This is a genomic window from Ruegeria sp. CH10 (assembly GCF_056537125.1).
Genome location: NZ_JBQFQY010000003.1, coordinates 406,580 through 423,993 on the forward strand (window position 1 = coordinate 406,580; position 17,414 = coordinate 423,993).

The 17,414-nt window shown below is 61.3% G+C and carries 17 protein-coding genes; 7 read left to right on the top strand and 10 right to left on the bottom strand.

Annotated features, from left to right (window positions below):
* Positions 1-59: 59 nt before the first annotated feature.
* Complete coding sequence (gene mutY / locus ACRZ94_RS12240) at positions 60-1,112, bottom strand: A/G-specific adenine glycosylase (protein WP_480653679.1); 1,053 nt, start codon at positions 1,110-1,112, stop codon at positions 60-62.
* A gap of 81 nt (positions 1,113-1,193) precedes the next feature.
* On the opposite strand from mutY, the gene ACRZ94_RS12245 reads away from it, so the two are divergent.
* A complete protein-coding gene (locus tag ACRZ94_RS12245) occupies positions 1,194-1,700 on the top strand; it encodes a DUF721 domain-containing protein (protein WP_480653681.1) in 507 nt (168 codons plus the stop codon).
* A gap of 14 nt (positions 1,701-1,714) precedes the next feature.
* On the top strand, positions 1,715-2,377 hold the full coding sequence (locus ACRZ94_RS12250; RefSeq protein ID WP_480653683.1) for a DsbA family protein: 663 nt from the start codon (positions 1,715-1,717) through the stop codon (positions 2,375-2,377).
* Between the two features lie 37 nt (positions 2,378-2,414).
* Here ACRZ94_RS12250 and lpxK read toward each other — a convergent pair whose 3' ends face one another.
* From lpxK to ACRZ94_RS12270, 4 genes are read right to left on the bottom strand one after another with little or no spacing between them, the layout of a single operon-like run.
* A complete protein-coding gene (gene lpxK, locus ACRZ94_RS12255; protein WP_480653933.1) occupies positions 2,415-3,413 on the bottom strand; it encodes a tetraacyldisaccharide 4'-kinase in 999 nt (332 codons plus the stop codon).
* Positions 3,400-4,635, bottom strand: coding sequence for a 3-deoxy-D-manno-octulosonic acid transferase (locus ACRZ94_RS12260; protein ID WP_480653685.1), 1,236 nt, complete (start codon positions 4,633-4,635; stop codon positions 3,400-3,402). Before ACRZ94_RS12260 ends, lpxK begins: the two co-directional genes overlap by 14 nt.
* Positions 4,632-5,432: an inositol monophosphatase family protein gene (locus ACRZ94_RS12265; RefSeq protein ID WP_480653687.1), complete on the bottom strand. Its 801-nt coding sequence runs from the start codon at positions 5,430-5,432 to the stop codon at positions 4,632-4,634. The genes ACRZ94_RS12260 and ACRZ94_RS12265 overlap by 4 nt, the downstream gene beginning before the upstream one ends.
* Positions 5,419-6,765, bottom strand: coding sequence for a TldD/PmbA family protein (locus tag ACRZ94_RS12270; RefSeq protein ID WP_480653689.1), 1,347 nt, complete (start codon positions 6,763-6,765; stop codon positions 5,419-5,421). The genes ACRZ94_RS12265 and ACRZ94_RS12270 overlap by 14 nt, the downstream gene beginning before the upstream one ends.
* A 241-nt stretch (positions 6,766-7,006) precedes the next feature.
* On the opposite strand from ACRZ94_RS12270, the gene ACRZ94_RS12275 reads away from it, so the two are divergent.
* Positions 7,007-7,933 carry a hypothetical protein gene (locus tag ACRZ94_RS12275; protein WP_480653691.1) on the top strand — a complete coding sequence of 309 codons (927 nt, stop codon included), beginning with the start codon at positions 7,007-7,009 and terminating at the stop codon, positions 7,931-7,933.
* Between the two features lie 147 nt (positions 7,934-8,080).
* On the opposite strand, the gene ACRZ94_RS12280 is transcribed toward ACRZ94_RS12275, so the two are convergent.
* Entirely contained in the window at positions 8,081-9,595 is a 1,515-nt protein-coding gene (locus ACRZ94_RS12280; RefSeq protein WP_480653693.1) for a DUF2125 domain-containing protein, read from the bottom strand.
* A gap of 139 nt (positions 9,596-9,734) precedes the next feature.
* Here ACRZ94_RS12280 and ACRZ94_RS12285 point away from each other — a divergent pair, with 139 nt between their 5' ends.
* Genes ACRZ94_RS12285 through ACRZ94_RS12295 form a run of 3 tightly spaced genes read left to right on the top strand, consistent with a single transcriptional unit; the run spans position 9,735 to position 11,817 of the window.
* On the top strand, positions 9,735-10,478 hold the full coding sequence (locus ACRZ94_RS12285; RefSeq protein ID WP_480653934.1) for an SDR family oxidoreductase: 744 nt from the start codon (positions 9,735-9,737) through the stop codon (positions 10,476-10,478).
* Positions 10,475-11,083 carry an enoyl-CoA hydratase/isomerase family protein gene (locus ACRZ94_RS12290; RefSeq protein ID WP_480653695.1) on the top strand — a complete coding sequence of 203 codons (609 nt, stop codon included), beginning with the start codon at positions 10,475-10,477 and terminating at the stop codon, positions 11,081-11,083. Before ACRZ94_RS12285 ends, ACRZ94_RS12290 begins: the two co-directional genes overlap by 4 nt.
* On the top strand, positions 11,080-11,817 hold the full coding sequence (locus ACRZ94_RS12295; protein ID WP_480653697.1) for a VOC family protein: 738 nt from the start codon (positions 11,080-11,082) through the stop codon (positions 11,815-11,817). The genes ACRZ94_RS12290 and ACRZ94_RS12295 overlap by 4 nt, the downstream gene beginning before the upstream one ends.
* Here ACRZ94_RS12295 and ACRZ94_RS12300 read toward each other — a convergent pair whose 3' ends face one another.
* Positions 11,818-12,114, bottom strand: a complete 297-nt coding sequence (locus ACRZ94_RS12300) for an HNH endonuclease (protein WP_480653699.1) — start codon at positions 12,112-12,114, stop codon at positions 11,818-11,820.
* A gap of 48 nt (positions 12,115-12,162) precedes the next feature.
* Here ACRZ94_RS12300 and ACRZ94_RS12305 point away from each other — a divergent pair, with 48 nt between their 5' ends.
* Positions 12,163-13,347, top strand: coding sequence for a TIGR03862 family flavoprotein (locus ACRZ94_RS12305; protein ID WP_480797459.1), 1,185 nt, complete (start codon positions 12,163-12,165; stop codon positions 13,345-13,347).
* Here the strand turns inward: ACRZ94_RS12305 and holA are convergent.
* From holA to leuS, 3 genes are read right to left on the bottom strand one after another with little or no spacing between them, the layout of a single operon-like run.
* Positions 13,339-14,367, bottom strand: coding sequence for a DNA polymerase III subunit delta (gene holA / locus ACRZ94_RS12310; protein ID WP_480797460.1), 1,029 nt, complete (start codon positions 14,365-14,367; stop codon positions 13,339-13,341). The two genes, ACRZ94_RS12305 and holA, sit on opposite strands and share 9 nt — an antisense overlap.
* Positions 14,364-14,855, bottom strand: coding sequence for an LPS assembly lipoprotein LptE (lptE, locus tag ACRZ94_RS12315; RefSeq protein ID WP_480797461.1), 492 nt, complete (start codon positions 14,853-14,855; stop codon positions 14,364-14,366). Before lptE ends, holA begins: the two co-directional genes overlap by 4 nt.
* A complete protein-coding gene (leuS, locus tag ACRZ94_RS12320; RefSeq protein ID WP_480797462.1) occupies positions 14,842-17,376 on the bottom strand; it encodes a leucine--tRNA ligase in 2,535 nt (844 codons plus the stop codon). The genes lptE and leuS overlap by 14 nt, the downstream gene beginning before the upstream one ends.
* Between the last annotated feature and the right edge of the window lie 38 nt (positions 17,377-17,414).

The following is a 17,414-nucleotide window of genomic DNA, read 5'->3' on the forward strand; positions in this document are numbered from 1 at the left end:
CCGAACACCTGGGGTGAGCCTAGCCCCAGCCTGATATATAGTACAATGGTGACCGGGCGTTACGGATTGCGCCAGAGGTCATGGGCCTTGCGCATCACGGTCGGCAGGTCGCTGGGTCGAAAATCATGTTTGCCGATCAGGATCAGACCGTCTGGGATTGGTTCCGACAGGGTGGCCGACCAGACGCGCAGGATCAAATGAAAATGGGTGAAGGTATGGCGCACCTCGCCCGCAAGCATTTGCCACTGCGCTGCAAAAGGTGGGGCCTCGGCGGGGTTTTCCGACCAGTCTGAGCCGGGCCAGCCCAGCATACCGCCCAGCAGGCCCTTGTCGGGGCGGCGTTCAAGCAACAGGGCGCCATCGGCGTCTTGAGCGATGTAGATATGGCCGTAGCGCGTGGGTTTGGGCTTTTTCGGGGTTTTGCGCGGCAGGTCAGGCTGCGTGCCGGCAACACGGGCCTGACACGGGTCGCGCAGCGGGCAGATGCCACAGGCCGGGGATTTCGGTGTGCAAATCGTCGCGCCCAGATCCATCACCGCCTGCGCATAATCGCCGGGGCGCGTGTCGGGCGTCAACGCGCTTGCCTTGTCCTTTAGCAGGGGTTTTGAGCCGGGCAGCGGGTCGTGGATGTCGTAAAGGCGCGCCATGACGCGTTCGACATTGCCGTCCAGAACGGTTTCAGGCCGGTCAAAGGCAATGGCCGAAATGGCGGCAGCGGTATAGGGGCCGATGCCGGGCAACTTCAGCAAGGCGTCATAAGTGTCGGGGAATTTGCCACCATGGTCCTGCGCAACCACGCGGGCGCATTTCAACAGGTTGCGGGCGCGGGCGTAATAGCCCAGCCCGGCCCACTCTCCCATGACCTGGTCATCGGGGGCCGCTGCCAGCGCCTCAACCGTCGGCCAACGCGTTGTAAAGCGGGTGAAATAGTCACGAACGGCGGCCACGGTTGTCTGTTGCAGCATCACCTCGGACAGCCATACGCGATAGGGGTCCGGCACGACGCCCGCCGCCCGATCCGCCGGGCCAACACGCCACGGCATCTCGCGGGCGTGGCGATCGTACCAGTCCAGCAGGGCAAGGCTCAGGTCAAAGTCACCGGTGTCACGCAATTTTTAACTATCTCCCTGTCGGGTTTCGCTGGCGCCTGTAGCTGTGCCCTTTACAATAGCGGCGCAGGAGTTGGAAACCAGATGCAGCGCAGACGTTCTTCGACCCGCGGGTTCAAACGCACCGCGACATTGCTGAACGGCCAGATTCGGCGGGCCGGTGAAAGCCGGGGCTTTGCCGTATCGCGCCTGCTGACCCATTGGGCCGAGATCGTCGGTCAGGATCTGGCCGCCATCGCGCGCCCGGTCAAGGTAGGCTATGGCCGCGAAGGAATGGGGGCGACGCTGACGGTGCTGACGACAGGCCCGCAGGCCCCGATGCTGGAAATGCAAAAGGAATCCCTGCGCGGCAAGGTGAATGCGGTTTACGGCTATAACGCCATCAGCCGGGTGCGCATCACTCAGACCGCTCCGACCGGATTTGCCGAGGGGCAGGCCAGTTTCGATCACAAGCCGAAATCGATCAAACCCAGGATCGACCCAGAAATTGCCGCCGAGGCCGACCGGGCCGCAGGTGACGTTCACGACAATGATCTGCGTGCAGCCCTTGAACGTCTGGGCCGTAACGTTTTATCCAAGCAAAAACGCTGAGAAAGGGCTGAGAGATGAGCCGTATTGCAACCGGAATCTGCGCGGCTGTTGCCGTGGCCGCAGGCGGCTATTGGCTGTCGCTGTCGAATTCCACCACTTCCTATCCGCTGATCAGCAGCGCCGAGGCACAAGAGGCCGAGCTGGACACCTCGACCATTGTCGAGATGACGCTGGGGGCCGAGGACGCACCGGTCGAGATCATCGAGTACGCCTCGTACACCTGCCCGCATTGCGCGAATTTCCACAATGGCGCGTTCAAGCAGCTGAAAGAGGATTTCATCGACACCGGCAAGGTCAAATTCATCTACCGTGAGGTGTATTTTGACCGCTATGGCCTGTGGGCCTCGATGGTGGCGCGGTGTGACGGCCCTGAAAAGTTCTTTGGCATCTCGGATCTGATCTATGAAGGCCAGTCCGAATGGACGCGCGCGGGTGGCCCGGCCGAGATCGTCGACGAATTGCGCAAGATCGGGCGTCTGGCCGGGATCGACAATGATCAGCTTGAGGCCTGTCTGCAGGACGGTACCAACGCGCAGACGCTGGTCGCGTGGTATCAGGAAAATGCCGAACGTGATGGCGTGCAGGCCACACCGTCCTTTGTTGTGAACGGCAAGAAGGTCGACAACCAGTCGTATTCTGAATTCAAACAGCTGATCGAAGACGAACTGGGCAGCTAAGTACCTGACGCGACCGGCCTGTAACTGGCCGGTCGCCCTAGGGTGACGGTGCGATCTGCAACAGCATCTGCCGCACCTTGTCCCCCTCATCCACCTGCAAACGCACCGGGAGTGTCAGGACCTTGCTGCGGAAGGCAGTGGGCAGGCGCACGGCGTCTTTTTCGGTGGTCACCATCTGTGCACCCAGCAGGCGTGCCTCGTTTTCCAGCCGAGTCATCAGGGCAGGTGTCAGGGGTTGGTGATCATCCAGCGCTTCGGACCGCAGCAATTTTGCGCCCTGTTGGCGCAAAGTGCGAAAGAACTTCTCGGGGTGCCCGATCCCGGCAAAGGCCAGAACCGGCGTATCCGTCCAGTCCATGCCCGTCTGTAGCGGAGCGACTTCTCCGGTCGCGTGCGGCACTGTCAGGGCGCTGCTCCAGCGATCTGCGAACTGGCTTTGGGCCTCGGCATCCCCCAGTGACAGCACCAGATCGGCCCGTTGCAGGCCGACATCCACCGGCTCACGCAGGGGGCCTGCGGGCAGGCACAGGCCGTTTCCGAACCCGCGTGCCGCATCCACAACAATGACCGAGAAATCCTTGGCGACCGAGGGGTTCTGAAACCCGTCATCCAGCAGGATCACGGTCGCCCCGGCCTTTGCGGCAGCTTGTGCCCCTGCGGCGCGATCCTTGGCCACCCACACTTCGGCAAAGGCGGCCAGCAGCAGCGGCTCGTCCCCCACCTGTGCGGCGGTGTGTTTGGCAGGGTCCACGCGTACGGGCCCCTCCAGCGATCCGCCATGGCCGCGAGTGACCACGTGGGTCGTGTGCCATGCGTCGCGCAATTGCTCGATCATCCAGATCACGGTGGGGGTTTTGCCGGTGCCGCCTGCATTCAGGTTGCCGATACAGATCACCGGGACCCCCGGTTTCACACCGGCCTCAGACTTCACCCGACGTGCTGTGGCCGCCGCATAGATCCGCCCCAGAGGGGCCAGCAGTCTGGCGCGGAAATCCAGTTGCCCGGGCGCGGTATTCCAGAAATCAGGTGCGCGCATCATCTGTCCCCCGCCGATCCAGATAGTCCTGTACCATATCAATCAGGCGATCCGTTTGCGGCGCACCCTCAGACACGATCTGCCAGCCGGCCAATGCCATGTCTGCGGCGCGATCCGGCGAAAGCAACTCGACCACGGCGTTGCCCAGTTCGGTCGCGGTTTTCACCATACGCGCCGCGCCGCCGCGATCCAACTGATCATAGGTCTGCTGATGGCGGTGCACAAACGGTCCATGCACGACCGACGACCCCAGCGCGACTGCGACAAGGGGATCATGCCCTCCGGCCCCGCGCTCCAGCGAATTGCCCATGAACGTGACCGGCGACACCCGGTGCCACAGGCCAAGATCATCGCGTTCTGCGGATAGAATGACCTGCGAGGTATCCTCGATCTGCCCGGTTGCATCCCAGTTGGAGCAGCGCAGGTCCATATTTTCGAGGCGGCGACGCAGCGGCTCGGCTTCGGCCGTATCGGCCACATGCAGAACCAGTGTCAGCCGCGGCAACATGCGCATCGCCTGACGATGGGCGCTGAGGACCGAGATGAATTCTTTGTTGCCGACGCAGGCGGCAAGCCAGACCGGGCGACCGGCGAGGGCGTGATTGGTCTCGATTAGTTCATCTTCGGGCCATGGCTTTGGATTCGGGCTGACTTGCAGCGGGGGCGATTCATTGACCTTGTTCGACGCGATCCCCAACCTGCGGATCGTCCGGCTGGTTTCCGAGGTTGTGGTCAGGATCGTCCTGAAACAATCCAGAGTATAACGCGTGATATCCGGCAGCCATCGTGCGCCACGTGCGGTTCGGATGTCGATCTGCGCTTCGATCAGGATCAGAGGGATGCCGCGTTCCTCGGCACGGGTGATCACGTTGGGCATCAGCCCGCCCCCGACCCAAAGCCCCAGATCGGGCTGCCAATGGTCCAGAAAGGCCCGTGCTGCGCCGGTCTGTTCCAGCGGCAGGTTGATCAGCAGGTAGTCATCCAGATCCCACTGCCGCACATCCGCATCGGGCGGGGCGGTCAGCAGGATGTTCAGTGTGGGTCGGATCTGCTGCAGCCGTTGGCAGAAATCCACCACGGCCCGTTGCCTGTGTTGGGCGTCGATATGCACCCAGATCAACTCGCCCTCGGGGCGCGGCGTGCCGGTGTGACTGGCCGCGTCAGACACGCCCCAGGACAGCACCCGATAGGCCGCCAGGCTGAGAGAGCGCGGCTTGCTCATGACCCGATACCGCTGCTGTTGGGGTCAAGCTGCGCGTGCAGGGCGTTATGCACGAAACGGCCTGCGGCGACGACGCCGTTCAGGCGCGGATGCGCATTGTTGAACCGCAACGGATGATTCAGCCGGTCCGAACACAGACCGCCCGCCTCGCGAATGATCAGATCCCCGGCGGCGATGTCCCATTCCCAACTGGGTCTGAGTGTCAGCATCCCGTCAAACCGCCCTTGCCCTACCAAAGCCATGCGGTAGGCCAGTGACGGGCGATAGGCCCGTTGAAACGCGGGGACCTGACCGTCTTGCCAATGGCGTGGGTCCATGTTGGGCTTGGCGGCCAAAAGTTCGGCCGTTTTCAGGTCCGTGATGCCAGAGGTGTGGATCGCGTGCCCGTTCAACGTCGCGCCCTCATCCTTGGCCGCCGCATACAGCAGATCGCGTTGCGGCAGGTAAATCACGGCGGCCACGACCTCACCCTGTTCGGCGACGGCCAGCGAATGTGCCCATGTGCGGGAGCCTTCGGCAAAGCTGCGGGTGCCGTCGATCGGGTCGATGATGAACACGCGGTCGCGCGTCAGGCGATCGGTGGAATCCTCAGTCTCTTCGCTTAGCCAGCCATAGCCCGGGCGGGCGGCTGGCAGGCGCTGTTCCAGCATAGCGTTGACGGCCAGATCGGCCTCGGTCACGGGGCCTGCGCCGTCCGGTTTGTCCCACCGTTGCGCCGTTGTGCCCGTATATCGCGTGGCAATCTTTCCCGCCTCGCGGGCGGCGTCGATCAACAGATGCAGGTCAGCTGCCGGCAAGTGTCATTCCTTCGATCAGCACCGACGGCACCACCCGCGACAGATGCGGCCGCGCATCATTGGCCGGGATGATCCGTTTCAGCATATCGCGCAGGTTGCCCGCGATGGTGCATTCATTGACCGGGTGCGTGATCTCACCGTTTTCAACCCAAAACCCTGACGCGCCGCGCGAATAGTCACCGGTGTTGGGGTTGATGGTCGATCCGATCATCGACGTGACCAAAAGGCCGGTGCCCATGTCACGCAACAGGTCTGCACGGCTGTGACTGCCCGGCGTCAGGCTCACGTTCCAGCTGCTGGGCGAAGGGGGGCCGGATACGCCACGCGCGGCGTTCCCCGTTGATGCCATATCCAGCTTGCGCCCGCTGGACAGGTCCAGCGTCCAGCCGGTCAGAATGCCGTTTTCGACAATGGCACGCCGCTGGGTCGCCAGCCCCTCGGCATCGAAAGGGCGCGAGCCCGAGATGCGTGGCCGGTGCGGGTTTTCGATCAGCGACAGATGTGCGGGCAGGACCTGTTCGCCAAGGCAATCCTTGAGCCATGAGGCCCCTCGCGCGATCGCCGCCCCGTTGCTGGCCCCCAGCAGATGTCCGATCAGCGAAGACGAAATACGTTCGTCAAACAGCACCGGGAAACTGCCGGTCGCGGGCTTTTGGGCCCCAACCATGGCCACAACGCGCTCACCTGCCGTGCGCCCGATTTCAGAGGGGCTGCGCAGGTCGCATTGAAAGGTGCGGCTGTCGCCGTCATAGTCGCGCTCCATCCCGGTGCCTTCGCCGGAAATGGCCACGCACGAGGTGGATCGGCTGCTGCGGGAATAGCCGCCAGAAAACCCGTTGGTGGCCGCCAGGTGGACGCGATGCGTGCCATAGCTTGCAGCGGCATCCGAGACTTGGGTGACACCTTCAACAGCCAGCGCTGCGGCTTCGGCCTCAAGCGCATCTTGCAGCAGGGCCTCTGAGGCCGGCTCAGGGGTGGGGTCAAACAGTTCCAGCGCGGCCAGGTCCCAACCTGTCGTCAGCTGGTCCGGTGCGGCCAGCCCGGTAAAGGGATCTTCGGGTGCCTCGCGCGCCATGGCTACCGCGCGCTCGGCCATCGTGGTCAAGGTCTCGGGGCGGCTGTCGGAACTGGACACGATGGCCTGCCGCCGACCCAGAAAGACACGCAACCCCAGATCGGTGCCTTCTGACCGTTCCGCATGTTCCAGCGCCCCGCCGCGCACCTCGACCGAAATCGATGACCCATCCAGCACAATGGCATCCGCCGCCTCGGCCCCGGCTTTGCGGGCGGCGTCCAACAGGGCCTGGCTGATCTCTTCGGGTGTACGTGTCATGCGACCTCCGGTTGTCATGCATTGGACCTAGCCTTGGACTGTCCGTCCCGCAAGACCTCTGGACGGATTGATCCCTTGTTAAACCTTGTTCGCTATGCGTGAAATCAATTGGAATGGCCGAAGGGTTTACATTTCAGGTGAAACTTCCATTAGTTGGGGCAACTAAATGATTTGCAGAACTGCAATCACAACAGGTTGAAACCTTCGTCCGTTTGGGTGGCGGTATACAGGAGTGCTTGGTTTGGCCCAGTTTTTTGTTGTCAAATTTAACGAACCCCATGTCATTGCTGTCGGCAAGGGGTCGAAGAATGTCATCAACCACTTCACGAAATCGCTGAACAACCTGAAGGTCAATGCCGAGGTTTTGACGTTTGAAGAATTGATGGCGCGCGGGCCAACCACTGATCCCAAAAGCTATGTTCTGTTGCATTACAACGAGCTTTTCGTGGTCCAGCACGACAAGGTCGATTGGCTGCGCGCGCGCGAGGCAGAGCTTACAGCCCTGGGTTACAAGATGGTTCACTCCATTGAGCAGGGCCGCGTCGTTGGTCACAAGGTACGACAGAACAAAGTTCTGACAGCCGCTGAGGTGCCCATGCCGCAACTGATTGAGGCCGGGGATCAATTTGACACGGTATTCTCAAACCAGGTGTCGAATGCGCATGTTCCGGTTCAATTGCTCAAAGAGGCCGATGAATTGGATCCAGAACGGTATAACACCGAATATGTCGATTGCCGGCATGAATTCCGTGGTGAGACCTGGAATGTCTGCATCCGGGCGCAAGCTATTGGTGAGCAGGTCCTGTTTTCCTGGATTCGCGCCGGTAAAGGACCCAGTGTGCATACCAAAGATACGCCCGTGGATGTTGAGCTGGTTCACCATTTCCACAAGAAACTCATTACGCCCAATAAAGACCAGATCAATGAGATCGCCAAAGGTGTCAAAAAGGCCCTGGGTGTCGGTCTGTATGCGCATGACATACTCCCCTGTGCCAAGACCGGGCGATTGTTTTTGTGCGAAACGAATTTCAAGTTTTATGATGGCAACCACCGGTTCCACATGGTGTCGATTGCGGACAGGCACCCCAACCCTGCAATGTTTCACGGTACAAAGGTCGGTCGCCGCATAGCGCGCGCTCTGGTGCAGGAACTTGAATTGAACCCCTAAAGCGTCTCGGGTTCAACTTGAGACACGAAAACCCTGCCATGCCTGCGGCGTACTCGGGACATTCGTGTCGCAGAGTGATTCAGGTAAAACCCGAAGCGCTTTAAAGGGGTCAGGGGCGAAGCTTGGGTAAGCTTCGCCCGGCAAGCATCACTTGATGCGCTGACCGTTGGCCAGGATGTGGCCTTCATCGGTGAATTCGATCTTGGAGTTCAGTGTGTCGGGTTCTTCGCCCGGCACCGCCATCAGACCCATCATCATGCGCGCACCCAACGCATCGCTTTCCTGCAACAGACCCATGCCGATCAGTTTGTCGATCAGCGCATTGGCCCCGACCAGTTCCAGGTTGGCGACACCTTCCGGTGCGGGCAGGCCGTCGAACTCTTCGGTATTGGTGTTGTCAAAGGTGAAATCCGCGTCGCCCGTCAGCTTTGCCCCCACCAGCGAAACCAGCAATTTGTTGATCTTCAACGAATTCAGTTCGCCCGGTGCCTCGTCCAGATTCTCCAGCGCTTCGGGGTCGAAGAAATCGGTCAGGATTTTCGCGGTTCCTGTCGTGTCCAGCGCGATGGTCGCCGGGTCGCGGGGCAGCGTACCTGCAGGGTCAAAGATGCTCCACAACACGTCCGACATGGTAAAGTCGGTCAGGTTGATGGCAAAGCCAAAGGGCTGCTCTTCTTCCGATTTCTGAACCGGGAACTCAAAGCTCAGCCCGGTTTTGGCCATCGCCATTTCGATCGGGAAGGGTAGGTCGGCAGTGGTAACGGCCAGTTTGGTGCTGTTTTGTTCAATGTCATACGCCAGGCGCTGTTCATCGAGGCTGGCGCCGAACCGGCCGCCCTCGGATTCGCTGCCCATCGAAAAGGGCTGCCCCTCGCTCGTGCCGGCAATCGCCGTCTGTCCCGCGCCATAGGTGAACAGGCCCGAAAACGCAGTGTTGCCCTTGAAGAAAGATGTCGGATCAGAGGCATCGAAATCCGAGGGGATCACGCTGATGCCTTCGAAGGTCAGATCGCTCATCGAGCCGTCGATCTTGCCGTTGCCTTCCCCCTCGGGATCGGTAAAGGCCAGATCATAGGTCAGACCCTTGGCGGTGAATTTCTGATCCATGTCGCGGTTCTCGCCGATTTTCATCTGCGAGCTGCCTTCAACCTCGGTCAGTTTGACATCAACGGCCAGGGCATCTGCGGGGATTGCCTCTCCGTCGACGGTCAGGTTGCTGAGCTTAATGCCGACGGACGGGGCTGTGTAGTCATAGGTCACGTCGTCGGGATCACCCGAGACGACCGTTTCAAGCCCGTCATGGTAGTATTCGATACCGGCCGAGAATGAGCTGTCCTCGGCACCGCCTGATATGGTCAGAGGGAAGCTTTCGGGAAAGTCGATGTTCACGGTGCCGTTGCCATTTTCCGTCAGCGTCATCTGCGGAAGGGACATCTGCATATCGCCCTCGCCGTCGAGGCCATCAACTGACATGACCAAATTGGTGATCGTGGTTACATTGCCGGAAACGGATTGTTCGGCGGTGACCGTATAGCCCATCTGGGTCAGATAGGCCTGCCAGTCCTCCCAGACCTGTTGTGCGGTGACATCGGCCAGCGCACCCTGCGTGACAACGGAGTAAGCCAAAACTGCGCCGCCGCAGCGGCGAAGGAAAACGGACATCAGAGAACCCTTCTTGATCAATTTTGCCGGCATCGTCGTGCTTGCAGCGTCGGGCGTCAAGGGGCAAGGACTGGACCCTTTCCCCGTCGGCGGGTTAGAGATTCACACAATCTCAAGCCAACGGAGGTACAGCGGTCAAATGCAGGGCAAAACCGTACTGATAACAGGGGCAAGTCGCGGCATCGGGGCCGAGGCAGGGCGCGTATTTGCCGCAGCGGGTGCAAATGTCGCGCTGGTCGCGCGCAATCGTGAACAGATCGATGCGCTGGCTGAGGCGCTGGGCGAGAACGCGATCGCCCTGCAATGCGATGTCAGCGATTTCGCGCAGGTCGAACAGGCCGTTGCCGACTGCGTCAACCGGTTTGGCGGGCTGGACGTTCTGATCGGTAATGCAGGTGTAATCGATCCGATCTTTCACCTCTCCAACGCCGATGTTGCCGCCTGGGGCGCGGCCATCGACATCAACCTCAAAGGGGTTTTCCACGGCATGCGTGCGGCCTTGCCGGTGATGCGCGCGGCAGGGGGCGGCACGGTGATCACGGTGTCATCGGGCGCAGCCTCGAACCCGATTGAGGCGTGGAGCCATTATTGCGCCTCGAAAGCCGGGGCCAAGATGCTGACCGAATGCCTGCATCTTGAGGAATCGATCCACGGTATTCGCGCGATGGGCCTGTCGCCGGGCACTGTGGCCACCGATATGCAGCGGGTGATCAAGGCCAGCGGGATCAACGCCGTCAGCCAGTTGGACTGGAGCGATCACATTCCAGCCGACTGGCCCGCGCAGGCGCTGCTGTGGATGTGCTCGGCGGACGCGGATGAGTTTCTGGGCGGCGAAATCTCATTGCGGCGCGAGGATATTCGCCAACGGGTTGGCCTGACGTGATTGATCTGACCAAATCTGACGGGCTGTGGACAGTCACGCTCAACAACCCGGACAAGGCCAACGCGCTGACGGGCGCGATGCTGACCGAACTGGCCGAGATTGCCGAGGGTGCGGGCGAGGCCCGCGCCCTGATCCTGACGGGTGCCGGTAAGGTGTTCAGCGCCGGGGCCGATCTGGATGAGGCCCGCGCGGGGCTTGCCACGTCGGACCTGTGGGAAAGGCTGTCAGGGGCGATTGCGGCGCTGCCTTGCCTGACGATTGCCGCGCTGAACGGAACGCTGGCGGGCGGCGCAAACGGGATGGCTTTGGCCTGTGACATTCGCATTGCGGTGCCGCAGGCGAAAGTCTTTTACCCGGTGATGAGGCTGGGCTTTCTGCCGCAACCGTCTGATCCGGTGCGTATGGCGGCCCTGATCGGGCCTGCGCGCACCAAGATGATCCTGATGGGCGGGCAGAAAATCACGGCGGCTGAGGCTTTTGCCTATGGTCTGGTGGATCGGGTGGTGGCCCCGGACGAACTGTTGCCCACCGCACATGCACTTGTGGCCGACAGCTTGGCCGCCGACCCCGAAATTGCCGCTGGTATTGCAAGGATGTGCCAATGAGGATGTCAGCCGTTTTGCTGCGCGTTGCCGACCCCGACGCTTTGGCCAGGTTCTACACGGACATGCTGGGCATGCGCGCGCAGGCACAGGGCCCGAACCGCCGCGTGGGGTATGCGGGGCAGGATGCTGACCTGCTGTTGATGCCCGGTGGCGGTGGCTACACCCATGACGGCGGGCAACGTTATTGGAAGATCGGGATCACCGTGCCGGATGTGGACCTTGCCGCCGCATATCTGCGCCGGAACGGGGTTGAGGTGTCGAATCCGAAACAGTTCCTCGACATCGGATACATGTGCCATCTGAAAGACCCCGAGGGCTTTGTGATCGAGTTGTTGCAGCATGATTTCCAAGGCAACCGCCCGGAAAATGCCGGTGATCCGGCCGATCCGTTTGCCAAAGCCTGCATCGGCCAGATCACCTTGCGCACCGGGGATATTGCGGCCGAGGATGCGTTTTGCCGCGCGCAGGGCATGCGATTGCTTTCGGTGCAGGATGTGGCCCAATACGGGTTCGACCTGCATTTCTATGCCTTCACGGATGAGGTTCCGCCAAATTCCGATCTCTGGTCCGTAGACAACCGCGAATGGCTGTGGAAACGCCCCTATACCACGTTGGAGTTTCAGCATCTGGCAGGCGCGCAATTCGCGCCCGCCCCGGATTATCGCGGGTTGGAGGTTCAGGGGCTGGAGGCGTCCATCCGGGATGCCTTTGGTGATCCTGTGCGCCCCGGCTGATCACCGCCCGCGCCGCTTGCCCGGTACTTTGGATCGAAATCCGGGCGGACGCTTGCGGACCCAGTTCAGGAATTTCTCCAGCCTTGGATGGGTGCGCAGTGCCTCAACCGTGTTGAAGCTGCGCGCCAGTTCGGCCTCGGACAGGGTGGCGTGCACCTCTTTGTGGCAGATGATGTGCAGCAAAACCGTGGGTCCACCCTTGCCCCCTTTGAGTTTTGGGATCAGATGGTGCAGGCTGCCGCCCCCATCCGGAATGGGGCGGTCACAAAGCGGGCAGATCGGTTCGCTGGTCGACATATCACGGACAAACTTGCGCCGGATGGCGTCAAAGGCAAGGGGACAGCAATGGCACAGGCAGTGGTAATCGGGGCCGGACCCGCCGGTCTGATGGCCGCCGAGGAACTGGCCGCCGCTGGCCACGACGTACTGGTGGCCGAGGCCAAGCCATCGGTCGCGCGTAAATTTCTGATGGCGGGCAAGTCTGGCTTGAATCTGGCCAAGGATGAGCCGTTTGACGTTTTGATGCAGGCTTATGGTGACGCCGCAGACTGGTTGCGCCCGATGATTGCCGATTGTGATGCTGCCCATGTGCAACGCTGGGCGCAGGATCTTGGGCAGGAGATATTCACAGGCTCGACCGGACGTGTGTTTCCCACGGCGATGAAAGCCTCACCGCTATTGCGGGCGTGGTTGGGGCATCTGGATGCAGCGGGCGTGCGGGTTGAGACGCGGTGGCGGTGGCTGGGCTGGGACGGCGATACATTGTTGTTTGACACGACCCAAGGCACGCGACGCGTTACGCCCGATGTCACCGTGCTGGCGCTGGGCGGGGCCAGTTGGGCGCGGTTGGGCTCAGACGGGCACTGGGCCGACACCCTGCGGGAAAAAGGCGTCGATCTCGCGCCCTTCGCCCCGTCAAATTCTGCGCTTTCGGTGGGTTGGAGCACCCATATGCAGCCGCACTTTGGTGCTGCGCTGAAATCGGTGCGCTGGATGGCCGGAGAGTTGGGCAGCCGGGGGGAGGCCACGATCTCAGCAACCGGGTTGGAGGGCGGCGGTCTGTATTCCCTGACCCCGGCTGTGCGAATGGGTTCGGATTTGTGCGTCGATCTGCTGCCTGATCTGGGCATTGAGACGTTGCAGGCGCGATTTGCGGCCAAGAGCCCAAAAACCACATTCACCCAATGGCTGAAGAAATCGCTGAAACTGCCCGCGCAGAAGGTTGCGCTGTTCCATGAGATGTCCAAGAAAATGGCCTTGCCCAAGGGGCAGGAGGTTGCGGCGCTCAAACAGCTTCCGATCTTTGGCGCGCAGCTGCGTCCGATGGATGAGGCGATCTCGACGGCGGGTGGCGTCAGGCGCGCGGCCCTGAACGACGGGCTGATGCTGACAGCATTGCCGGGCGTGTTCTGCGCCGGTGAGATGCTGGATTGGGAGGCCCCGACCGGGGGCTATCTGCTGACGGCCTGCTTTGCCACGGGGCGCTGGGCCGGGCGGTCTGCGGCTGAATGGCTGGCCCGCTCAGCGTGACCGCGCCAGCATCGCCAATCGGATCATGGCCCGTTCCACCAGCGCCATCGCCGGTGCGGTTTGCCCCGCGGATCGCAGTGACAGGTCGGTATCGGTCAGCACGGTCAAAGCGGTCTGCAATTTCGGCGCACCCCATCCCTGCGCCTGCCGCAGAATACGGTCGCGGCGTTTTCCGTAAACCGGCGGACGCAGCTTGCCGATGCCCTGCGCCGCGCCGCCCGGGTCGGACGCGCAGGCATAAAGCGTTCGGAAATGCCGGGTCGCCCCGATGCAGAGGCTGACCGCGTTGGTGCCCTGCGATTGCAGGCGACGGATCAGCGGGCCGATTTCACCGGCGCGGCCCTCGGCCACCACGTTCAACACATCATCCAGCGCGGCCTCGGTCGAGCGGGGCGCGCAGGCTTCGATATCCTCAATGGTCAGTTCCGACGCGTCGCCACGTTTGTAAAGCGACATCTTTTCAATGGTTTGCGTGAAATCACCCGGACTGATCCCTGTGGCAAGTTCAGCCAGGGCCGACATCGAATCGCGGGGGATGTTCTGTAGACCCGCCTCGGACAGTATCCGCTCAATCTCACTGCGTGAGGGCGGATCGTCATAGATGCCAACCGCATAGGCGGCAGGGTGCGATTCGAACGCTTTGCGGATTTTCGAGCTGGGTTTCAGCTGGCCTGCGGTCACGATGATCTGGGCATCGCCGGGGGCCCAATCCTCGAACGCGGCGATGATCGCGGGGGCGGCCACATCGGTGGCGTCTTCGACAAAGACGGCGCGGGGGCCCGGGAAAAACCCCACCGCTTTGACTGCATCCAGCAACAAGGCAGGGTCACCGCGCAGATCGCCGCCCGGCATGCGGGTCAGGCGCATCTCTTCTTCGGCGTTTGCACCGAGCAGCGCGGCCAGAACTTGCTGACGTTTCAGCGCCACGCGCATCGCATCTGCGCCATAGATCAGCAACCCGGCCTTGTCGGCGTCTGGCCGTGCAAAATATCCCTCAGCCTCGCGCGGGCTAAGCTTCATGAGCCAAGGCCCGGCGCGGCATAAAGTTCGTTCACGATCTGATCCGCCAGAATCACCATCAGCCTTGCACGGGCGTCACGTTCATCGGCCAGCGTGGATACTGTTGATCCGGCGGCGGAATAGCCAACAAAGTTGTTGACCCTGCCCGAGGCTATGATCTGGCCGGTGGTGTTCGAGGTCAGGGCGTAGTTCGCGGTGCCTTCGATGGTCAGACGGTTGATCTCATTGGTGGTTGTGATTGCCGCCGATCGGATCGCCGTGGTGACGCTGACATCCAGCTCATAGGCATTGCCCGAAGTTGCGCTGCGCCCCAGCCTTTGTTCCAGATTCTGGACCAGCAAAAAGCTGTTGGTCGAGTTCGGGGCCGATACCGCGACCTGACCGTCCAGTGCGGCCCCCGCGCCGCCGGGGGCGTAGACCGGTTCAAAGCCGCAGGCAGCAAGTGCCAGCGGCATCATCAACAGGGTTCTGCGATCAAACAACGACATTCACGATCCGGCCCGGCACAACAATCACCTTCTTGGGCGCATTGCCTTCCAGCGCCTTTTGCACAGCTTCGGTGCTGAGCGCGATTTTTTCAACCTCATCCTTAGGCATATCTTTGGCCACGCTGATTTCTGCGCGGCGCTTGCCGTTGATCTGAATGGGCAGCGTAACAGTGTCGTCGACCAGCATCGCCTCATCCGCGACGGGCCAAGGGGCGGTGGCGACCAACCCTTCGCCGCCCAGAAGTTGCCACAGTTCTTCGGACAGGTGCGGGGTCATGGGGGACATCAACTGCGCCAGTGTCTTGGCCGCCTGACGTTTGGCATCGCTGCCCGCCTTGGATTTCGCCAGCGTGTTGGTGAACGCATAGAGCTTGGCGATGGACGCGTTGAACCCAAAGGATTCAACGCCGCCGGACACATCATGGATCGCCTTGTGCATTTCGCGCAGCAAGGTTTCGTCTTCACCATTGGCCGGAACGTCCGACTCGGCGATTTCCGAGGCGATGCGGTGCACACGGCTCAGGTGCTTGAACGCAGCCTCGGCCCCGGATGCGGTCCATTCCACGTCGCGTTCAGGCGGCGAATCGGACAGGACGAACCAGCGCGCAGTGTCGGCACCGAAGGCCGAGATGATGCTGACCGGGTCCACCACGTTTTTCTTGGATTTCGACATTTTGGCCGAGGGGATGATCTCAACCTCGGTGCCGTCGGCCAGTTTGCCGTCGGTCACGTCTTCGGGCAGGTGATAAATCGGGCGGCCATTGGCGTCACGGGTCTGGTAAATTTCATGCGTGACCATGCCCTGCGTGAACAGCGCATTGAACGGTTCAATGGCTTTTTTCGGCAGGTGTCCGGTGATCTGCATCGCCCGTGCGAAAAAGCGCGAGTAGAGCAGGTGAAGAATCGCATGCTCAATCCCGCCGATATACTGGTCTACGTTCATCCAGTATTCGGCCTCGGCCAGATCGGTCGGCGTTTCTGCGCGCGGGGCGGTGAAACGAGCGAAATACCAAGACGAATCAACGAATGTGTCCATCGTGTCGGTTTCGCGTTTCGCTGGTGCACCACATTTCGGGCAGGCGCAATCACGCCATGTCGGGTGACGATCCAGCGGGTTGCCCGGTTTGTCAAAGGTGACATCGTCAGGCAGCTGAACGGGCAGGTTCTCTTTCTTTTCAGGCACCACGCCGCAGGTGTCGCAATGCACCACGGGAATCGGGCAACCCCAATAGCGCTGACGGCTCAGGCCCCAGTCTCGCAGGCGATACTTGGTGACACCTTCACCCCAACCGGCCTTTTCGGCGAAATCGACGGTGGCGTTGATCGCCTCATCGCCTGTTGCCTCGGTCAGGCCCGCGAAATGGTTCACCCAGCGCACTTTCTCGGTTTTGGGCGGGACGAAGGCGGTTTTGTCGACCGGCGTGTCATCGTCCAGTGCAAAGAACGTATCGACCACGGGCAGATCGTATTTGCGGCAAAAGTCCAGATCTCGCTGATCATGCGCCGGGCAGGCAAAAATCGCGCCGGTGCCATAATCCATCAGGATAAAGTTGGCGATCCAGACCGGCAGTTCCCAATTCGGGTCCAGCGGGTGTTTGACGGTGATGCCAGTGTCATAGCCCAGTTTTTCGGCGGTTTCGATAGCCTCTTCGGTGGTGCCACCTTTGCGACATTCGGCCACGAATTCAGCAACTTCTGGGTTCTCGGCCTCAAGTTTTTTGGCAATCGGGTGGTCCGGAGAAATGCCGACAAAAGATGCGCCCAGCAGCGTATCGGGCCGCGTCGTGTAGACGGTAATCGGGTCCTCGCCATCGGTGCGGTCAAACGAGAATTGCAGACCGCGCGACTTGCCGATCCAGTTTTCCTGCATCAGGCGCACTTTGGCCGGCCAGTTTTCCAGTGTGTCCAGCGCGTCCAGCAATTCCTCGGAATAGTCCGAGATTTTGAAGAACCATTGTGTCAGCTCGCGCCGTTCCACCAAAGCGCCCGAGCGCCAACCGCGCCCATTTTCCACCTGCTCGTTGGCCAGAACGGTCATGTCAACCGGGTCCCAGTTCACCACGGCGTTCTTGCGATAGACCAGCCCGGCCTCAAGCATATCGAGAAACAGTGCCTGCTGCTGGCCGTAATATTCCGGGTCGCAGGTGGCGAATTCGCGCGACCAGTCGATCGACAGACCCAGCGGCTTCATCTGCCCGCGCATGTCGGCGATATTGCCGTAGGTCCAGTCCTTGGGATGGCCACCGATGGCCATTGCGGCGTTTTCGGCAGGCATTCCAAAGGCATCCCATCCCATCGGGTGCAGTACATTGTGGCCGGTGGCCAGCTTGTGCCGCGCGATAACGTCGCCCATCGTATAGTTGCGCACATGCCCCATATGGATTCGGCCGGACGGGTAGGGGAACATCTCAAGCACATAGTATTTCGGCTTGTCCGCCTTGTGGTTGGCGGTAAAGATCCCGGCCTTGTCCCAGGCCTCTTGCCATTTTGCTTCGATTTCGGTGGCCGAATAGCGCGACATCGTGCGGTCCTTCGTGAATGAAAACGCCGGGCGTGAAC